This is a genomic window from Chryseobacterium sp. CS3K3.1 (assembly GCF_059515165.1).
In genome coordinates, this window is sequence record NZ_JCAKRV010000006.1 from 56722 (window position 1) to 75242 (window position 18521).

General features: G+C 37.2%; 16 protein-coding genes. 8 read left to right on the forward strand and 8 right to left on the reverse strand.

The genetic code is table 11. The features are described from left to right. Positions 1 to 117: 117 nt before the first annotated feature. The 7 genes from AC5YGI_RS07635 to AC5YGI_RS07665 all read right to left on the reverse strand — a co-directional run bounded on the left by AC5YGI_RS07635 (position 118) and on the right by AC5YGI_RS07665 (position 7071). Positions 118 to 1497, reverse strand: coding sequence for an MBL fold metallo-hydrolase RNA specificity domain-containing protein (locus AC5YGI_RS07635; RefSeq protein ID WP_330746238.1), 1380 nt, complete (start codon positions 1495 to 1497; stop codon positions 118 to 120). Between the two features lie 11 nt (positions 1498 to 1508). Beyond that, positions 1509 to 1925: an Hsp20/alpha crystallin family protein gene (locus tag AC5YGI_RS07640; RefSeq protein ID WP_110008728.1), complete on the reverse strand. Its 417-nt coding sequence runs from the start codon at positions 1923 to 1925 to the stop codon at positions 1509 to 1511. A 69-nt stretch (positions 1926 to 1994) separates the two neighbouring features. Beyond that, the gene (locus AC5YGI_RS07645; RefSeq protein ID WP_496167929.1) at positions 1995 to 2366 is read right to left on the reverse strand and encodes a hypothetical protein; all 372 of its coding nucleotides are present in this window, start codon (positions 2364 to 2366) and stop codon (positions 1995 to 1997) included. Positions 2367 to 2447: 81 nt separating this feature from the next. Beyond that, the gene (locus tag AC5YGI_RS07650) at positions 2448 to 3500 is read right to left on the reverse strand and encodes a response regulator (RefSeq protein WP_496167930.1); all 1053 of its coding nucleotides are present in this window, start codon (positions 3498 to 3500) and stop codon (positions 2448 to 2450) included. Positions 3501 to 3511: 11 nt separating this feature from the next. Next, positions 3512 to 4699, reverse strand: a complete 1188-nt coding sequence (locus tag AC5YGI_RS07655; RefSeq protein ID WP_330746235.1) for a PAS domain-containing sensor histidine kinase — start codon at positions 4697 to 4699, stop codon at positions 3512 to 3514. Positions 4700 to 4819: 120 nt separating this feature from the next. Continuing rightward, positions 4820 to 5695 carry a universal stress protein gene (locus tag AC5YGI_RS07660; RefSeq protein ID WP_496167931.1) on the reverse strand — a complete coding sequence of 292 codons (876 nt, stop codon included), beginning with the start codon at positions 5693 to 5695 and terminating at the stop codon, positions 4820 to 4822. 11 nt (positions 5696 to 5706) lie between these two features. Beyond that, on the reverse strand, positions 5707 to 7071 hold the full coding sequence (locus tag AC5YGI_RS07665) for a L,D-transpeptidase family protein (protein WP_496167933.1): 1365 nt from the start codon (positions 7069 to 7071) through the stop codon (positions 5707 to 5709). Between the two features lie 250 nt (positions 7072 to 7321). Between AC5YGI_RS07665 and AC5YGI_RS07670 the strand changes: the two genes are divergently transcribed. The 6 genes from AC5YGI_RS07670 (at position 7322) to AC5YGI_RS07695 (ending at position 14458) form a co-directional block, all read left to right on the forward strand. Next, positions 7322 to 7984, forward strand: coding sequence for a BON domain-containing protein (locus AC5YGI_RS07670; RefSeq protein WP_330746232.1), 663 nt, complete (start codon positions 7322 to 7324; stop codon positions 7982 to 7984). Positions 7985 to 8022: 38 nt separating this feature from the next. Beyond that, positions 8023 to 8787 (forward strand): MlaE family ABC transporter permease, encoded by a 765-nt coding sequence (locus tag AC5YGI_RS07675; RefSeq protein ID WP_496167935.1) that lies wholly within the window; start codon positions 8023 to 8025, stop codon positions 8785 to 8787. Continuing rightward, positions 8787 to 9566: an ABC transporter ATP-binding protein gene (locus AC5YGI_RS07680; RefSeq protein WP_454510092.1), complete on the forward strand. Its 780-nt coding sequence runs from the start codon at positions 8787 to 8789 to the stop codon at positions 9564 to 9566. The genes AC5YGI_RS07675 and AC5YGI_RS07680 overlap by 1 nt, the downstream gene beginning before the upstream one ends. A gap of 12 nt (positions 9567 to 9578) precedes the next feature. Then, entirely contained in the window at positions 9579 to 10622 is a 1044-nt protein-coding gene (locus AC5YGI_RS07685; protein WP_496167936.1) for an MlaD family protein, read from the forward strand. A gap of 435 nt (positions 10623 to 11057) precedes the next feature. Next, positions 11058 to 12194, forward strand: coding sequence for an FIST signal transduction protein (locus AC5YGI_RS07690; protein WP_330746228.1), 1137 nt, complete (start codon positions 11058 to 11060; stop codon positions 12192 to 12194). 2 nt (positions 12195 to 12196) lie between these two features. Further along, positions 12197 to 14458 (forward strand): PAS domain-containing hybrid sensor histidine kinase/response regulator, encoded by a 2262-nt coding sequence (locus AC5YGI_RS07695; protein ID WP_330746227.1) that lies wholly within the window; start codon positions 12197 to 12199, stop codon positions 14456 to 14458. Positions 14459 to 15038: 580 nt separating this feature from the next. Here AC5YGI_RS07695 and AC5YGI_RS07700 read toward each other — a convergent pair. Next, on the reverse strand, positions 15039 to 15425 hold the full coding sequence (locus tag AC5YGI_RS07700) for a Rid family hydrolase (RefSeq protein WP_330746226.1): 387 nt from the start codon (positions 15423 to 15425) through the stop codon (positions 15039 to 15041). Between the two features lie 300 nt (positions 15426 to 15725). On the opposite strand from AC5YGI_RS07700, the gene AC5YGI_RS07705 reads away from it, so the two are divergent. Beyond that, positions 15726 to 16079 (forward strand): hypothetical protein, encoded by a 354-nt coding sequence (locus tag AC5YGI_RS07705; RefSeq protein WP_496167937.1) that lies wholly within the window; start codon positions 15726 to 15728, stop codon positions 16077 to 16079. 130 nt (positions 16080 to 16209) lie between these two features. Beyond that, positions 16210 to 18519 (forward strand): TonB-dependent siderophore receptor, encoded by a 2310-nt coding sequence (locus AC5YGI_RS07710; protein ID WP_496167938.1) that lies wholly within the window; start codon positions 16210 to 16212, stop codon positions 18517 to 18519. Positions 18520 to 18521 lie beyond the last annotated feature (2 nt).

Below are 18521 nucleotides of genomic sequence, written 5' to 3' on the forward strand. Positions count from 1 at the left end.
AAGTATTATGGGAGCGTTTAAAAACAGGTGGCTTTCGAAAGTTTATTGTGGTCGATTTTGACCTTTATGGACACAACTCCTGTGGCAATGCGATTTGTCATTTAAAATAAAAAATTCCTATTCCACTTGTGCTAAAATACTTTCTTCATCTTTTTTAAGAATCTTAACCGGAACCTGAAGCTCCGTCTGGATTTTTACCCTCAGGGCTTCCAATGCAGACAGCTCACCATGGACAAGCATGACCTGCTTTGGAGGAATTTTATATTTTCTGATCCATTCCAATAATTCAGACTGATCTGCATGCGCGGATAACCCTGTAATTTCTGCAATATGGGCTCTGACCTCATAGTATTTTCCGTGCATTTTAAGTTCATGAGATTGATTTAACAATGCCCGGCCCCTGGTACCTTCAGCCTGAAATCCAACGATAAGTACTGTATTTCTGCTGTCACCGATATAGTGTTTCAGATATTCCAGCACTCTTCCGCCTGTAATCATACCACTTCCTGCAATAACAATTTTTGATTGTTTTTCTGCAATTATTTCCTGGGTTTCAGTATAATCCTTTGTTATGTAAATCTTTTCAATAATGTCATTCCATTGCTGTCTCCCGACTAATGTATAATCTGAGTACCTTACCATAATTTCGGTAGCAGCAGCTGCCATAGGACTATCCAGCACCACCGGAATACTGCCCGGGATTTTATTCCTGTCTTTAAGTTCCTGAAGGATATAAATGATTTCCTGTGCCCGCCCGACTGCAAAACAGGGAATAATTATATTTCCCCGGTCTTTTACAGTCTTATTAATCCAATATTCCAACTGATCCGATAGGTCTTTATTTTCGTGGAGCCTGTCTCCGTAAGTTGATTCCATAACCAAAAAATCAGCCTGTGTAAAAAAATCTGGAGGAGCTAAAACTGCACTGTGATTTCTTCCTATATCTCCTGAAAAAACTATTATTTTCCCAAAGCAGGTAATTCTCACCGAACAGGCTCCTATAATATGCCCGCAGGGCTTAAACATACAGCTTATATGTTCGCTTAGCTTAATTTCCTCATTTTCATCAATCACAAAAAACTGCTTAAAAGACCTTTCAGCGTCATTTACCGTATACAGAGGTTTTGCCGGATGATGCCTTGTATAATGATGACGGTTGGCTTTTTCGGCATCTTCTTCCTGAAGTTTGGCGCTGTCTAGTAATATCAGTTTTGTAAGTTCCTTAGTAGGACCGCTCATGTAAATTTTACCTTTAAACCCATTCTTTACGATAAGCGGAATATATCCGCAATGATCAAGGTGGGCATGGGTAAGAATAATGGCGTCTATTTCCGAAACATCGGTATCCAGCTGCATCCAGTTTTGCTCTCTAAGGTATTTTACACCCTGAAACAAGCCGCAATCAATTAGAATAGTTAGTTCAGGCGTTTTTAATAAATGCTTCGATCCGGTAACTGTTTCCGCACCGCCAAGTGATTTTAAAGTAATCGTTTTCATTTTGATATCATTTACTGGACTTTTACTTTTTTATTCATTTGTTTTACGGTATTGGCTTTACCCATTTTAATGTACAGCCGGCCATTTTTATAGCGGGCTTTGATATTACTGACATCAATACCTTCCGGAAGCCTGAAACTTCTCGCAAGAGAAGAGGTTAGAAATTCTTTTCTTACATAATTTTTTTTAATTTCTTCTTTTTTATCTGATGTATAAGCCTGAATATTCAAAACGCCGTTTTCTATCTTTATCTTAAAATCATCTTTCTTAAAGCCGGGAGCATTAACCTGTATCTTATAATTCCCGTTTTTATCAATGATATTCACTGAATGTTCTATTTTAGCAGGCTGGTTAACAATTTCGTTTTTACTCCAGAACTCTTCTGTTAATAGTTTTACTGCAGATTGTTTTTGGGCTAAAGTTTTCATAATAACCGTTTTTGATTAGATATCAAAGGTACCATAAGGCGTATTCAGAAACCGTGACAGTGATTGTACTTAATTGTGATCGTCATCATCCTTCTGCCACCTATTGATAATATTGATAACTTCCCAGGCACCGGACGGATCTGCATTTCTAACAGATGTCCATCGTAAACTGTCATTCCGTATTCCGGGCACATCATCTTTTAAAGGGTCGTTAAGCCATGCTATAATATATCTGACTCCTAATGAAATAAGAATTTTAAAAATTGAGGGCGAAACAGAACAGTCATCATCGGTAATGATAACAACATCCTTTGCCTGGGCAAAATATACTGTTGCCTCATCCAACGGAACGCTGATGATGGTAATTTTATGTCTTTTATGATTGGCTAAAGCAAGAAATTGTTTGTCAATCTGACTTATATTATATGCGATCACTTTCATAGCTTCTGTTCATTCATCAAATGTATTGAAGAATAAAAAAGCCAGCCGTGTGCAAAATCATTATTAAAGATGATCTGTATTTTAATTTTTCATCTTCTGTAATCGGGTAATGTCCAAAATTGTAATCCTTCCAGCATTTCTGTCAATAAGACCTTCTTCTTTAAAGTCTCCGAGTATCCTGCTTACTGTCTCGATAGCCATACCGGCCATAGAAGCGAGATTCTCCCTGGAAATTTCAAAATTTCCCGTCTCCGAATGCACCTGATATAATCTGCTGAGAATTTCTGCCATTCTTTTTCTTACTGAAAAATAAGCGAGATGTAAAAGCTGCTGTTCATGATTGACCACATTCTGTGCAAGAATTTTAATAAACTTTTCAGCAACATCAGGATATTTACAGACCAGCTGATCCAGCTCTTCTCTGGGAATAGAACATAAAGCAGCATCTTCAAGTACTTCGGCCGTTTCTTTATACTCTCTTCCTGTAAACAATGAGGTAATTCCAAAATATTCGTCAGGGTAATATACACATGTCATCAGCTCCTTTCCCTCCTCTGTCATTTTTGTAGTTTTTACCGACCCGGAAAGTATGAGGTACACAGCATTTGCCGTATCACCTTCAGTGTATATAATCTGTTTCTTTTTGAGAGTTTTGATTTTGCGGACATCAAAAGATTTTTTCAGTTCTTCAAGACCACTTACAGATCGGAACAAATGGTTCATCTGGTCATCATTAGCGCTATAAAATTTTTTCTGATGCTCTCTTTTCTTAAGCCTGCTCTCAATAGCATTTAAAAGTTCAATATCATCAAACGGCTTTGTCAGATAATCATCCGCCCCCATTTCTATTCCCCTGCGTATTTCTGCCCTGTCCGCTTTAGCTGTAATAAAGACAAAGGGGATCAGTGAAGTTTCTTCTCTTTTGCTTAAAAGATATAATACTCCATACCCATCGAGCTCAGGCATCATAATATCACACAATATGATGTCAGGGATATATCTGATGGCCAGCTCCACTCCCTGTCTGCCATTTTTTGCCTGCAAAACCTCATAGCCGGCCAGCATCAGAATTTCGGATGTGCTTTCCCGGATGTCATCATGATCCTCAATGATCAATATTTTTGTTTTTTCCATACATAATGAACTTATTTCCTTGTAAAAGACAACGTAAACTGAGTTCCTTTACCAGGCTCGCTATTAAAATCTATATTCCCGTTCATCAGATTAACATACCGGAGAACAATGTTTAGTCCCAGACCGGTTCCCGGAATATTACCAATATTATGAGCCCTGAAAAAAGGCTGGAAGAGCCCTGCATGATCATCTTCAGGAATCCCTATTCCATTGTCTTTTACCGTCATCAGGTAATATTCTTTATTTATTTCCGTACAAAACTCAATAAGTGTATTTTCCCCGGAATACTTTATAGCATTACTGATCAGATTCATGAGGCAGTTTCTTAATAAATTCTGATCCAGACTGACAAGATTTTCTACTCCCGTATGCTGGTAAATTATAATTTGATTGTCTTTGGTAATCAGCTGCATTTCTTCTACAAGTTCTTCTGAGAATTTTATAATATCAAACTCATTATATGCCGGGGTTACCATACCCGCTTCCAGTTTTTCCAGGGAAAGAAAATCATTAAGAATCCCGTTGAGACCAGCAATTGCATTTTTTATTTTATGAAGATGTTTCAGGATTTGAGAATGATCAGCAAGCTGAAGGTATTTTTCAATAAGAACGACAGAAAGCTGCATAGAGCTTAAAGGGGTACGGAATTCATGCGAAGCCATAGATACAAAACGGCTTTTCATCCGGTTAAGCTCCTTTTCTTTTTCAAGGGAAAGATTCGCTTCTTCTTTTGCTTTTTCCAAAGCACTTAGCATCTCCTGAAGAGATTTTGTTCTCTTTTCAACCAGGTCTTCAAGTTCTCCGGTGTATTTTTTAAGAAATTCCTCAGCTTCTTTCTCTTTAGACAGGTCGTGAATAAACCCGGTATAAATAACCCTGTCCTGGAGCTGGACTTCGCTTACAGCAAGCCTGAATGGAAACTGGGTGCCATCTTTTCTAAGTCCTTTTACTTCTCTGCCTTTACCAATTATTTTTTTCTCTCCTGTCTGCTGATAGCGCAGAAGATAACCATCGTGTCTGCTGTGATCGGGTTCCGGCATTAATACAGAAATATTTTTACCAATTAACTCTTCTTCTCTGTACCCAAATATCTTTAACGCAGAGGGATTTAAATTTTCAATCTTACCCTGACTGTCAATAGTAATAATCCCGTCTATTGCTGTTTCAATAATTGCTTGTAAGAGTCTGGTGCTTTCCATAAAAAAATAAATACTTACCCTTATTAAAGATAAGTATTTTAAATCAATCTCCTATGAAACACTTTAATATGTTAACAAATAAATATTTTTTAATTATTATTTTTATCAATATTCCGGAGTTTAAAAATAGATGTGTCCTCCTTCCGGAATAATCAATAAAGGAATCTGCAAATCGTGAGCTTGTCTGGCTGCATGACTACCGGCAATAAGCCTGCCTATAAAACCTTTTTGCTGATGACCCATAACCAGCATATCGATGCTTTTCTCTTTTAAAATGTTCAGTCCGGTATCAATGCTCTCGCTTTCAATATAGTTATAACAGATTTTTCCTTCCAGATCTCTAAAAAAAGTATCTTTCTTCTGCTGATAGGATGTGTTATCTATAAGATCAACAGCGGTGTCTGTGATATGGGTAATAAGCAGCTCAGCATTGAAATACTTCGCAAATTTGATCAGCGCATGTGATATTTTTATATCCTGTATATTCAAATCTGTAGCAAATGCAATCTTTTTCAGGTCCTGATATTGATATCCTGCCGGTATGAGAAGTAATGGATATTCAGTATACTCAATCATTTTGATACTATTGCTCCCCAGAAGAAACCGTGCAAGATTGCTTGCTCCTTTCATTCCCATTACCACCAGTAATGTTCTGTTTCTAGCCGCTGTATCGTTGATCAGCCGTATGGGATCTCCTGTTTCGCATGTATAATAGATGGAAGGATGAAAAGGAAAAGAATCCTCTCCCCACAAATGCTTTTCTTTATATTCAATACTTTTTACCTCTTTCTTCAATTCATCCTCATATTCTTTCTTTAGTACAGGATATTCATATAAAGTCCATGCGGTCTGTCCGAGCATCGGCTCTTCTACAGGAATATGGAAGGCATGACACAGCTCTATATTACTTTTTAATGTATGTGCCAGGTGAAGAGCATATTCTGCAGCAGCTCTGGCGGGCTCTGAAAAATCGGTGGGTACTACAATTGTTCTCATTATTTTAGGTATTAAAATTGAAGTTTACGTTCCAGGATAGGATCAAGATTATAAATATCATTATAGAATACCACCTTTCCGTTTTTGATAAGGCAAGTAAGGTAAGCAATCATGATAGGAACCGGTTGTTTTAAAACAAAATCTTTTCTTTCATAACGATCCATAAAAGATTTCATAAGCGGGATCTCTTTTTCAGCACCATCATATTTCAACAGCCGGGCAGCCAGGTCTCCTGCATTTTCTACACGGATGCATCCATGGCTTAAGGCCCGCTGCGTCTTTTCAAATAATTGTTTCTGAGAGGTATCATGAAGGTATACCCCATAGGAGTTTGAAAACCTGAAAACGACAGCTCCAAGCGCATTATCACAGCCGGAAGACTGCCTTATACTGTATTGATACGGGTTTTTATATATTTGTTTCAAATTTGAAGAAGTAGCAAGTATTGCTTTTCCTGATCTGTCATACAGTGAACAATGATGATCTTCGAGATACCGGCTGTTTTTTACTATTTTAGGAAGCATTTCTTTTATGAATATATTTTGAGGAACTTTCCAGTCAGGAGCAGTTGTAAAATAATCAACGGTACTCTTTAAAACAGGACTTGGCGTAGAGGGTTTTCCTACAATCACTTTATAATGGAATATCCTGTCTTTCTGAACAAAATCCAGAGAATAAGAAGGAATGTTCACCAACAGATAAGTACTCCTGCTTACGTCCATCCAGCGCAAACGCTCCATATTAATAGCTATCTTTTTGAATTCTTCTTCCCGGCTTTTAACACCATCGCTATAATTAGAATTCAGATAATTCTGAAAATCAACGTATTCCTGAATTTCAGGCTGAACATCCATAACTGCTTTTTGAAAATCATCTTTCTGTAATGCCTGATACAATATTTCTACCGCCTTAAAACCTTCTATATTATTACCATCAATAAAAGACGAACTGTAAAAAGGATTGTACTTTCCAAAGTGCAGGTAATTGATGTAAGTAATAAGAGCATCTGTCATTAAAATATCAGTTACAGCATTTTCTTTGGTGTCTGTATATTGAGTTTGCCCCGCAGCAGTATTTAAAATTTCCGGGGTAAGACTCTGTTCATGGTAATCTTTGGAAGACAATCCTCTTTTACCGGTATCTTTCAATAAAAGAATAGCATCCTGAAGCACGCTCTTCTTTACAGAGGGATTGATCCAGACATATTCAAACCCGTATTGATGATAAAACTGGTTGACAGATTTTGGAAAGTGCAGTTCCATAAGTTCAGCTTTATCACGGAGTACAATTGCTATTTGATTGGCAGTACTTATATCTTGTCCGTGGAAAAATGTAATACTGAAAATAACAGTTATCCAGTTCAATAAAGTCTTCATAATGCTTAATTTATGAATGTAAAGTTCCAAATTCATTGCCTGATGAATAATGACCCTTATCACATAAAAAAATGACATAATCCTGTCCCATATTTTTCTTATATGAATACAGTAATCATCTGTTTTTGATAAATCAACTTAAAAATTATATACACAACCGTCATATGATCAACATCATTTTTCAGAATGACTGCCATCATTCCTTTACCTGTAAGTCTTCCTGAACTTTGAAGTATAAAATTGACTACAGATGAAAACAAATGAACAATTACAGCAAGATGTACAGGATGCCATCAAGTGGGAACCTCTGCTCCATCCTGCAGAAATAGGAGTTACGGCAGCAGACGGGGTTGTATCTTTAACCGGAACTGTTGATAGCTTTTCGAAAAAGAAACAGGCAGAAAATGCAGCCAGAAATGTAGCCGGAGTAAAGGTACTGGTAGAAAACATCCAGGTAAAACTCCCGGATTCAAAGGTAAAAACTGATGCTGAAATTGGTGCTGAAATTATCAGTGCTTTTACTTCCAATGTTATTATTCCTCAGGATAAGATAAAGGTTAAGGTCGAAAACGGATGGGTAGATCTGGATGGTGAGCTTCCCTGGGATTATCAGAGAGAGATTACTGAAAATGCAATACAATTCCTCCCCGGAATAAAAGGTATCTTTAATAATATTACCATCAATCCCGATACTGATGATACAGTAAACAAAAAAAAAGTAGAGGAAGCATTGAAAAGAAGTGCTGTTGATGAAAGAGAAATAACGGTTTCTGTATCTGATACAACAGTAACCCTGACAGGAACTGTCCATTCATGGCAGCAAAAGGAAGAAGCAGGCCGGATTGCCTGGAAAACTCCTGGTATTAAACATTTAAAAAACAAACTGGAAGTTGATTATGAATACAATGTATAAGTAAACGATTCCGGTTATCAGAAATTAAACAGAATATTGTGAAACCTTTTCTTACAAAAAGCTTTGCTCTTGCAGGCAATATTGCCTCCTTTTCTGCCCGGTTTTTCAGAGAGATGATGAAACCCGGTTTTGAATATAAAGAGTTTGCCAGACAGTGTTTTGTTGTGGGATACCAGTCATTGCCTCTGGTCACCGTAACTGCTTTTATTATGGGGCTGGTACTTACCATTCAGTCACGTCCGGCAATGTCCAGATTTGGGGCTGAATCCTGGATACCGGGTATGGTTTCCCTTTCATTAATAAGAGAAATTGCCCCGGTTATTACCGCTTTAATCTGTGCAGGAAGAGTTTCATCCGGAATAGGTGCCGAGCTTGGATCCATGAAGGTTACCGAACAGATTGATGCTATGGAGGTTTCTGCCATTAATCCTTACCGTTATCTTGTAGTGACAAGAACTCTTGCCACAACATTAATGATCCCTATCCTGGTAATTTTTGCCGATCTGGTGGGAATTCTGGGAGGTTTTATAGGAATCAATATTCACGGAGATAATAGTATCAGTCACTATTTTTCTCATGTTTTTGAATCACTGGAATTTGCCGATCTTCTTCCGGCAACCCTGAAAACATTTTTTTTCGGTTTTTTTATCGGAATTATCGGCTGTTATCATGGTTTTAGTGCTGAAGGAGGAACAAAGAGTGTAGGAAAAGCTGCCAACACAGCCGTAGTTTCAGCTTCCCTGATGATTTTTATTATTGACTTGCTCGCAGTACAGATTGCGGATTTATTTTTTGAACTGTAATGAAAACATATGAAAACCTTAACGCTGAATTTACCTTACCTCTGATTAACGGACCGCTTATCGAGTTTAAGAATGTATGCAAATCTTATGGCAATAATAAGGTATTGGACGGGATCAGCTTTCAGGTTAAAAAAGGAGAAAATCTGGTGATATTAGGAAGATCAGGCTCAGGAAAGTCCGTTACAGTAAAATGTCTTGTAGGTCTTACCAAAATTGATGAAGGAGACATCTATATTGCCGGACAAGCGATCACCAGCCTTAATGAAGAAGAACTTAACAAGGTGAGGAAAAAAATTGGTTTTCTGTTTCAAAGCGGAGCCTTATATGATTCTATGACGGTGAGACAAAATTTAGCATTCACCTTACAGCATCATAATAAAAAGCTGAGTGAAGAAGCAATAGACCAATCCATTACAGAAGCGCTAAGCAATGTCGGCCTTGAAGAAGCCATCGACAAAATGCCATCAGAACTTTCAGGAGGAATGCGCAAAAGAATAGGCCTCGCACGAGCTCTGATCATCAAGCCTGAAATAATGATCTATGACGAACCTACCGGAGGGCTGGATACGATTACTGCCAAAGAAATTATAGAGCTGATACGCAGCATTAAGCAGAAGTTCAATACAACGTCTATCATTATCACCCATGATTTACTATGTGCAAAGTATACCAGTGACCGGGTTATTGTACTGAAAGATGGAAAGGTTAATATGGAAGGAACCTATCAATCTGTTGAAAGCAGTACGGACAGCTGGATAAAATCATTTTTTGAAAAGTAAACGGAGTAAATCATGAAAAACGAATCATCAAATAATCTGAAATTAGGAATCTTTGTTATCGCAGGGATCATTCTCTTTATATTGACCATCTATTTTATTGGCCTTAAAAGAAATATATTTGGTTCTAACTTTATTCTGCGTTCAGAATTCGAAAATGTAAGCGGATTAAAACAAGGCAGCAATGTGCGCCTTTCAGGGATCAATATCGGAACTGTCAGTAAAATAGATTTTATTTCTGATTCACTGGTTATGGTAAAAATGAGCATCAAAAAAGATGTTCAGCAGTATATTAAGACAGATGCTGTCGCAAGCATTGCTTCAGACGGATTGGTTGGTGATAAAGTACTTGTTATTTCTCCGGGAACGGGCTCTGCCAATATAGTTGGTAACGATGCTGTAATTGCTTCATACAAAACCAAGGAAATTGAAGATGTTCTTTTCAGCATTAAGAAAAGCGCAGACAATATCCGGACTGTCACCACCGGACTGGTTGATTTCACAGCCAAGATGAACAATAAGGATGGTTTACTGGTAAAAATAATGACCAGTAAAGATTTTGCAGACCGTATAGACAAAACGGTACAGAATCTTCAGTCAAGCATGAATGATTTTGCTTCATTCACTCCTGTTCTCCACAATAAGGATGGAATTATTTACAGGGTATTTACTGATAAAAGCCTGAGCGATAATATGGAAAGCAGTATTCTTGATTTAAAAAACAGTGCAGGGCAGATCAGCCTTTTCGCTGCGAAGCTCAATGATAAGAACAATATACTTTCCCAAATAACGACAAATGATACTTTAGCAGCCTCATTGGGAAAAACATTGACCAATCTGGAGAAATCTTCTGAGGATCTGAAAAAATTTACTACAAAAATCAACAATGATGAAAATGTAGTTTCCAAATTGGTTGATAATCCAAGACTGGGAAGGTCGGTAGATTCTACCATTACTAATATCGGTAAAGGGGTTGATGAGCTCAGGGAATTAGAGGCTGCGGCCAGAAACAACTTTTTATTGAGGGGTTATTTCAAAAAAAAGGCTGCGAATAAGTGAAACCTGCTTTAATAAAATCAAAGACTCACCCGCTGCTTCCATACATAATATTCAATAATAATCAATTATAATTTAAATTTATCAACCTTTATGATAAAATAATTCATTAGTTGATGAAAATTACTTATTTTAGTAGTAACCTTAAACTAAAAACCAACGCAAATGTGTAAAATATTTATAGTCGACGATGATAATTTCTTTGGAGGAATGTTAAAATATCATCTCCAGCTAAATCCCGCTTATAAAGTCCCGCTATCGCCCAACACAAAAAACTGTAATTCAAACACTTACCTGTACCATAATATAATCTATGCCGACCTTGGATTGCCTGACATTCAAGCTGATGAACTCTTTAAACAGATTGAGGCCATCTAAAAGAAATAGGAAATAAATTATTTATAAGCGATTAATAACCTTGAAACAGCAAATAATTATATGAAAGTTGCCAAATTACTTTTTATAAACGGCGACTTCAAATCAGAAAGAAATGAAGAAAAGCTTGACTATCACGAAGTGCAGCTCGTCATAGGATTCGGAACCAGAAGTATTATCGAGAAGGAAGATTTTTTTATTCTTTTAAAGGAAAAGTTCCCGAACGCAGAGATCGCTCTCTCTTCTTCCTCAGGAGAAATTTTCTGTAATGAAGTGTATGACGGAACCGTTGTTTTAACCGCAATTAGTTTTTCAACATCTTCCATAAAAACGTCACAAATTGATATTGAAGATTTTTCAGACAGCTATGACGCAGGAAAAAAATTAATTGAAAATCTGCCTTCAGAAGGGCTTAGATGGGTATTCATCCTATCAGATGGCAGCAAGGTAAATGGCAGCCAGCTGGTACATGGGCTTAACGCCAGCCGTCCGGATAAAGTTTTGATCTCAGGAGGACTTGCCGGAGATGGGGATAAATTTGAAAAAACAGTGGTTGGGCTCAATCAGGTTCCCCAGCCCAATAAAATTCTTGCTGTTGGATTTTATGGCGAACATCTTGAATTATCACATTCTTCAATCGGAGGCTGGGAAAGCTTCGGACTTGAAAGGATAGTTACAAAATCACAAAATAATCTTCTTTACGAGATTGATAATAAAAACGCACTGGATCTCTATAAAAAATATCTGGGAAAATATGCTGAAGAGCTTCCCGGCTCTGCCCTGCTTTTTCCGTTATCGCTTAAGCTATCCAGAGATCCGTCATCAGTAGTGAGAACGATTCTGTCCATTAAAGATGACACAATGATTTTTGCAGGAGATTTACCGGAAGGAAGCAAAGTAAGGTTTATGAAAGCCAATATGGACAGGCTTATTGATGCAGCAAATGACGCAGCCAATGAATGCCTCCGGATGACCCAACATAACATTAAACTGGGAATCATTATCAGCTGCGTGGGAAGAAAGATCGTACTGGGTGACAGAGTGTATGAAGAAGCAGATATTGTTCGGGATGTTTTCAAATCAGATACGGTACTGACCGGATTTTATTCATATGGAGAATTATCTCCTTTAAGCCCGTTTGGCAACTGTGCTCTGCACAATCAAACCATTACCATTACCACAGTGAATGAAATTGAATAGCTATGGAAATCAAATTACACAATTTGCTTGAAAGGCAGATTAATAAATACCTTACGGACGACTTTAAAAATCATTCGCAGTTTACTAATTTCATCAATGCAGTTAACGAATCTTACAAATCATTTGATAGGGATAAGGAACTCATGGACTATGCTTTCAAACAAAGTGAAGAAGAATATCAGGAGCTTTATCAAAATCTTAAAGATGAAAATACCCTTAAACAGGAATCTATCAGCAATCTATATGAGTCATTAAAGATTATTGATTCTGATATTGAAATAAAAAAATCAGAAGATCTTAAAGAATTATCCCTGTACCTTTCTGAACAGCTGAGAAAAAGAAAAAGGGCCGAAGATTACATAAAACAACAGGAAGAGAAATACCGTAATATCATTGCTAATATGAATTTAGGGCTCATTGAAGTAGATAATCATGAAATTATCCGCTACGCTAATCAGAGTTTTTGTGATGTTTCAGGGTTTTCACTGGATGAAGTCATTGGTAAAAATCCCAGTGAACTTTTCCTGTATGGAGAAAATAATATCCGTTTCATACAGGATCAGATAGAATTAAGAAAAAAAGGAGTTTCCAGTGTGTATCAGCTTCCTGTCAGGAATAAGAAAGGTGAAACAAGATGGTGGGCCATAAGTGGAGCTCCCAGTTATGATGATCAGGGAAATTTATTAGGATCCATAGGAATTCATCTTGACATAACCGACCAAAAAAAACTGGAAGACGAATTAAAACTTGAAAAAGCAAAAGCCCTGGAGGCCTCCAAGGCAAAAGAGGTTTTTCTGGCCAATATGAGCCACGAAATCCGAACTCCTCTTAATGGTATCATTGGTTTTTTGCGTGAACTTAAAAGAAGCCACCTGTCTTCAGATCAGCAAGAATTTGTAGAAAACAGCTATAATGCTTCACAACACTTGTTATCAATTATCAATAATATACTGGATATCTCTAAAATTGAATCCGGAGAAATGTCTTTGGAAAACAAAAGCTTTTCTTTAAAAGACAGCATTCAAAAGGTGATTTCTGTTCTCAAACCAAAAGCGGATGAGAAAAAACTCAAACTGATCACCTATTTTTCACCTGATATTTTTTCTGTTTTAAAAGGTGATTCGTTAAGGCTTGAACAGGTTCTGTATAATATTATTGGGAATTCGCTAAAATTCACCAATGAGGGCCAGATCAGAGTTGAATCCAGGGTCCTGAAAAGTTTCCCCGACCAACAGACCATTTCAATCAGCATTACGGACACTGGAATTGGAATGAGTGAAGAATATGTACGTGATATATTCAAAAAATTCAATCAGGAAGACAGTTCAATTTCGAGAAAATATGGAGGTACTGGTCTTGGAATGTCTATTACACGGGAACTTATTTACCTTATGAAGGGTGAAATTAATGTAGAAAGTGAAAAAAATACGGGTACATCTATTACAATAACTTTACTTCTGGACAGAGGCAGTGAAGAGGATCTGAAAAAAAATGACTGGAAAAATCAACATATTTCCATCGCCGGCACAAGGGTTCTTCTGGTGGAAGATAATGCTCTTAATCAGCTGGTTGCCGAAAAATCACTACATCATTTTAAATGCAGCGTTACCAAAGCCGAAAATGGTAAAATAGCCATAGAAATTTTAAAAAGAGAAGAATTTGACATTATTTTGATGGACCTGCAAATGCCGGAAATGGATGGTATCGAAGCCACTAAAATAGTAAGAAAGGAACTTGGAATTAAGACTCCCGTGATCGCACTTACGGCCAATGCTTTTAAAACAGAAATAGATCATTGCATTAACGCGGGAATGAATGATTATATCACTAAGCCTTTTAATGAAGAAAATTTGCTGAATATCATTTATAAGTATGTCAAAATTCATGAAAAAACTGCAGAGACAGTATCTGATACAGATGAAAAAAGCCTCTACAACCTGAAAAAGATACAAGCCCTCAGCAGGGGTGATAAAGAATTTATACAGAAAATGATCTCATTATTTATTATGCAGACCGAGACAATAATTCCATTGGTGGAAAAAGCGTTTGAAGAGAAAAACTACACCGAAATTGCAAAACTGATGGATAAAATCCGACCGGGCATACAGTCTGTAGGAATAGTTTCTATTGAGGATATTGTAAAACAGCTTGAATTACTTGCAAAGGAACAAAATAAAGAATTTCCTGAACTGTATTCCTTATTTGAAAAAATAAAAAAGACCCTTGAAATAGTGGTGACACAATTGAAAGATGAGATTAAATAACCTCATCTGCCTGATCCGGAATTACGATTGATTTTGTTTTTCAGATTACAATCTTCCTGTTAATCCATAAGATCATAAAAACAGTCTTCCAAAGCCTGCTTCCAGGGTTGAATTTGATATACCAAATGATACAATGAAAAATCCCCGGATCTTTCCGAGGATAAAACTTATAAAAAAAAATTTGATTAACATTTCAAAATTAATAAATCTCCATGAATGGAGTTATGATTATGATCATAAAAAAACCTCCCTGAGGAGGCTAAAAAAACTTTCTGTACTTATTGTTATTTAAAACTTTGTAAATATACGGATAAGCTGTAGTCATTCTCTACGGGAAACCGTAATGGCAGCGTTTAATTATTTGTATTTTAGGAAAATAAATAATAATCATAAAACAAATTGTGGAGTATTATTACTTAAATTTTTCCACAAAAAAACCTCCCGAATCACTGAGAGGTTATACTGTAATTTGTCAGAAATATGAAATTTTCAATGCCCAAATATAATAAAGTGTCAATACCGTCGAATATGATCTCAATCATATACCGAATAAACAGTACATAGAATTCTGATAATCCCTTTAAACTTTAGCTGTAACTTTAATTTCCACTTTCTGCCCGGGAAGTGCCAGCTCAGTCACTCCGACAATGGTACTGGCAACCATACAGGACTCACCATAAAATTCTTTTCCAAAAACCTTTCTGCTTTCAAAGCCTTCCTGCATATCGGTAACATAGATGACTTCTTCTGTAACATGGCCGGCATGTAATCCAAATTCACTCAGCAACTTGCCTATATTCTGATAGGTCTGTCTGAACTGGTTCTCCATTCCTTCTGCAAGATTTCCCTGCATATCGTGGCCAAGCTGTCCGGAGATCCACACCGTGTCACCGCTTTTTACAGATTGCACATAGCCATATGCCTTTTCCCAGGGCATATCAAAAGTTCTGAATTCTTTAGTATTCATTATGTATTTATTTTTACAATATTCTGTAATCAATAAACAGGCACAATATCATAATGCATTGATTATAAACTTATTTAAATGGAATCCACCTAAAATAATATACGAAATACCGTAGTTTTATGAGTGCTTTATTTTATATCATTGTTTATCAATATTGCTGCAAACCCCAAATAGACAATCATTTCGATCCGGTAAATGGTAATTGGAACTGAATTATTTTTAATTTTTAAAGAAAACATCACCTACTTTTTCTTCATCATTCAATTTTTATCAAATTAAATTGTACATTTGCTTTCTGTTATGCAAAAATTTCTCAGAGTCTTTTTTGTTTTTTCTTTACTTCTGATATTTGTTTCAAATGTCAGCGGGGTTACAACATGTCTTGACCATGCCAGGCACTCCAAAAGTAAAGTGACTTATAAAAAAGGTTCAAAAGAAGAGAAAATTCCTACTTTTTCTCAGGACGATGAATGTCAGTGTGCCCTTCATATGCATATGACACAAATTCTTCTCCCTGACTCGTTGAACATGGATTTTGCCATTGACACAACCAGTGATAATGAAATGCCGCAGCCAAAAGCCATTTCCTATCGTTGTCTTCTCGACTTTTTCAGCTCCAGAGCTCCCCCAGCCTTATTTTCCGCGGTAGCTTAATCGATGCTGCCTTAATATTTCGTATACAGATTTTTTGGTCTGTACCGTAATTCCGTGGATACCTGTGTCTTTACACAATTAAGGATATCCTTTTATTAATGGGTCATTCGCTGCCCGTACATGCTTATTCATGACTACCAATAATTTTAATTATTCGGGAATAATTTATTGTATTTCCCCAAATCCTGTAAGGCTTTTCAGTACAGGTTTCATCACTGTCTCATCACTTCTTTGTGCTCAGTCACGTCCGGAAGATTCGTTATCTACGGTGGTACAAACTGTCGAGGTTATCGGAAGAAAGTCTAAAGATTATACTTCCGACTACTCTTTTGCTGCCACCAAGATTGCGATGAAAAACAAAGATCTGCCTTTAACGCTCAATACCGTTACCAAAGAACTGATCACCGACCGCCAGGCTTTTCAGCTTGGAGATGTCATGAAAAATGTGAACGGTGTTTCTCCTTCAAGCTATTATAATCAATACAACATCCGTGGGATCAGCCAGAATGAAGAAGGCCAGATCATCAATGGAATGCGGACAAGGCAATATTATTTTTTGCAGCCCATGACTTCCAATATAGAACGTGTGGAGGTCTTCAAAGGTCCGGCAAGTATTACTATGTCCAGTGTAGATCCCGGAGGAACGATCAATATGGTTACTAAAAAACCATTATCCAATCCTCGTCATGAAATCAGTTTATCCGGTGGAAGCTTTGAAACTTATCGTGTTACTACAGATCTTACAGGTCCTTTAAATAAGAGCAAAACTTTATTATACCGTTTTAACGGAGCGTATCAGAATGCCCGTTCATTCAGGGATCATGTTAAAAACATTGGTATCCTGATCTCCCCTTCCATCACTTTTGTTCCGAATGAAAAAACATCCGTGAATGTGGAAATGATTTTCAATGATCTCTATGGAAATCTGGATCGTGGACAGCCTATTTTCGGGGCAGTGGCAGGAAAAACAGATTTATACAGCACTCCACGATCTTTGAACCTGGGAGCTCCTGATGATTTTTTTAAAACAAGGGAACTGATCCTGATGGGAACCGTTGCCCATCATTTTAACCAATATATCAGCTTTAATGCATCTTATATGAAGCAATACTGGAGAGAAAATCTTCAGGAGCACAGAACTACCAATTCATTTGTTCCTGATATGAACAATATCCCGGTTTCCAGCCTTGCCATGATGCAGTTTGTTCAAAGAAAACAAAACTGGGCAACAGATAATATCAATGCGTATTTCAATTTTAAATTCAAAACGGGTTCTGTTCAGCATCAGGCTCTGATAGGTTACGACAGCCAGATCTGGGAGAAACGCAAAGGCGGAGAGCAGAATGCAGCAAGAGGTTTTCTTTTAAAGAATGGCTCTGTGACTTCCTCTTATAATCCTGCAAAAGCGTCGGATTATCAGACCATCAATTATAACGGAACAATCATTCCCAAACCTAATGTAACACCATTTGACCTGAATCCGGGAGCAGCCAATTATCAGGGTACTGATTTTAATACCCTTAATGTGATCACACCCTTGCCTTCTGCTCTTACCATAACGCATGCTGCTTATATTCAGCATCTTCTTACCTGGAAAAAGTTGACAATATTATCGGGAATACGTCAGGAATGGTTTCAGGATATCACCAATTTCAAAGAAGCCAATGAGTCATCGTTCAAAAATAATAAACTTCTGTACAGATTCGGGATTACCTATAGTGTAACGGATCATATCAATGTATATGGAACTTATTTAACCGGCTATCAACCCCAGTCCAATACCGTAACGCTGATGCCCAATACCTCAGCCCTTACCGGATCTGCAGCCCGATTTAAGCCTCTGACTTCTGATCTTAAAGAACTGGGAATCAAAGCGCAGCTTTTTGGCAGAATTTCATTGAATCTTGCAGTGTATGAAATCAAACAAAGAAATATAATCATCAATGCCAATAATCCTTCAGAACCTGATGAACTTGTACAGCGAGGTGCTGACCGAAGCCGTGGATTTGAAGCTGAATTTTCCGGACATATCCTTCCTCAATGGCATATTTACGGAGGCTACAGCTATATTGATGCTACAATACTGGATGACACCAACCGTGATCTTGTGGGAGAAAGAAAGGAAAACACTTCTAAAAATTCGGTGAATATGTGGACACGCTACAATTTTTCAAACATTGAATTTCTGAAAGACTTCGGAATCGGTGCCGGAATACTGTATCAAAGCTCTAAAATCCCCTGGTTTACAAGAAGCTTTGAACTTCCTGCCTATACGACATTGGATGCAGCATTGTATTACACTCCGGCAAAAACGGTCCAGCTCTCTTTCAATCTGAATAATATAACCAACAAAGTCTATTGGATCGGAGCTCAGAACTACTTAAGACTGTTTCCGGGAACTCCGAGAAATTATCTGCTAACTGCTACTTATAAATTTTAAAC

What these genes read in the sequence shown, in the direction of transcription:
- AC5YGI_RS07665 (WP_496167933.1), bottom strand. Translation starts at nt 7,071, where the DNA reads ATGAAGACTTTATTGAACTGGATAACTGTTATTTTCAGTATTACATTT.
- AC5YGI_RS07650 (WP_496167930.1), bottom strand. Translation starts at nt 3,500, where the DNA reads ATGGAAAAAACAAAAATATTGATCATTGAGGATCATGATGACATCCGG.
- AC5YGI_RS07670 (WP_330746232.1), top strand. Translation starts at nt 7,322, where the DNA reads ATGAAAACAAATGAACAATTACAGCAAGATGTACAGGATGCCATCAAG.
- AC5YGI_RS07645 (WP_496167929.1), bottom strand. Translation starts at nt 2,366, where the DNA reads ATGAAAGTGATCGCATATAATATAAGTCAGATTGACAAACAATTTCTT.
- AC5YGI_RS07660 (WP_496167931.1), bottom strand. Translation starts at nt 5,695, where the DNA reads ATGAGAACAATTGTAGTACCCACCGATTTTTCAGAGCCCGCCAGAGCT.
- AC5YGI_RS07685 (WP_496167936.1), top strand. Translation starts at nt 9,579, where the DNA reads ATGAAAAACGAATCATCAAATAATCTGAAATTAGGAATCTTTGTTATC.
- AC5YGI_RS07710 (WP_496167938.1), top strand. Translation starts at nt 16,210, where the DNA reads ATGACTACCAATAATTTTAATTATTCGGGAATAATTTATTGTATTTCC.
- AC5YGI_RS07640 (WP_110008728.1), bottom strand. Translation starts at nt 1,925, where the DNA reads ATGAAAACTTTAGCCCAAAAACAATCTGCAGTAAAACTATTAACAGAA.
- AC5YGI_RS07690 (WP_330746228.1), top strand. Translation starts at nt 11,058, where the DNA reads ATGAAAGTTGCCAAATTACTTTTTATAAACGGCGACTTCAAATCAGAA.
- AC5YGI_RS07680 (WP_454510092.1), top strand. Translation starts at nt 8,787, where the DNA reads ATGAAAACATATGAAAACCTTAACGCTGAATTTACCTTACCTCTGATT.
- AC5YGI_RS07695 (WP_330746227.1), top strand. Translation starts at nt 12,197, where the DNA reads ATGGAAATCAAATTACACAATTTGCTTGAAAGGCAGATTAATAAATAC.
- AC5YGI_RS07655 (WP_330746235.1), bottom strand. Translation starts at nt 4,699, where the DNA reads ATGGAAAGCACCAGACTCTTACAAGCAATTATTGAAACAGCAATAGAC.
- AC5YGI_RS07705 (WP_496167937.1), top strand. Translation starts at nt 15,726, where the DNA reads ATGCAAAAATTTCTCAGAGTCTTTTTTGTTTTTTCTTTACTTCTGATA.
- AC5YGI_RS07700 (WP_330746226.1), bottom strand. Translation starts at nt 15,425, where the DNA reads ATGAATACTAAAGAATTCAGAACTTTTGATATGCCCTGGGAAAAGGCA.
- AC5YGI_RS07635 (WP_330746238.1), bottom strand. Translation starts at nt 1,497, where the DNA reads ATGAAAACGATTACTTTAAAATCACTTGGCGGTGCGGAAACAGTTACC.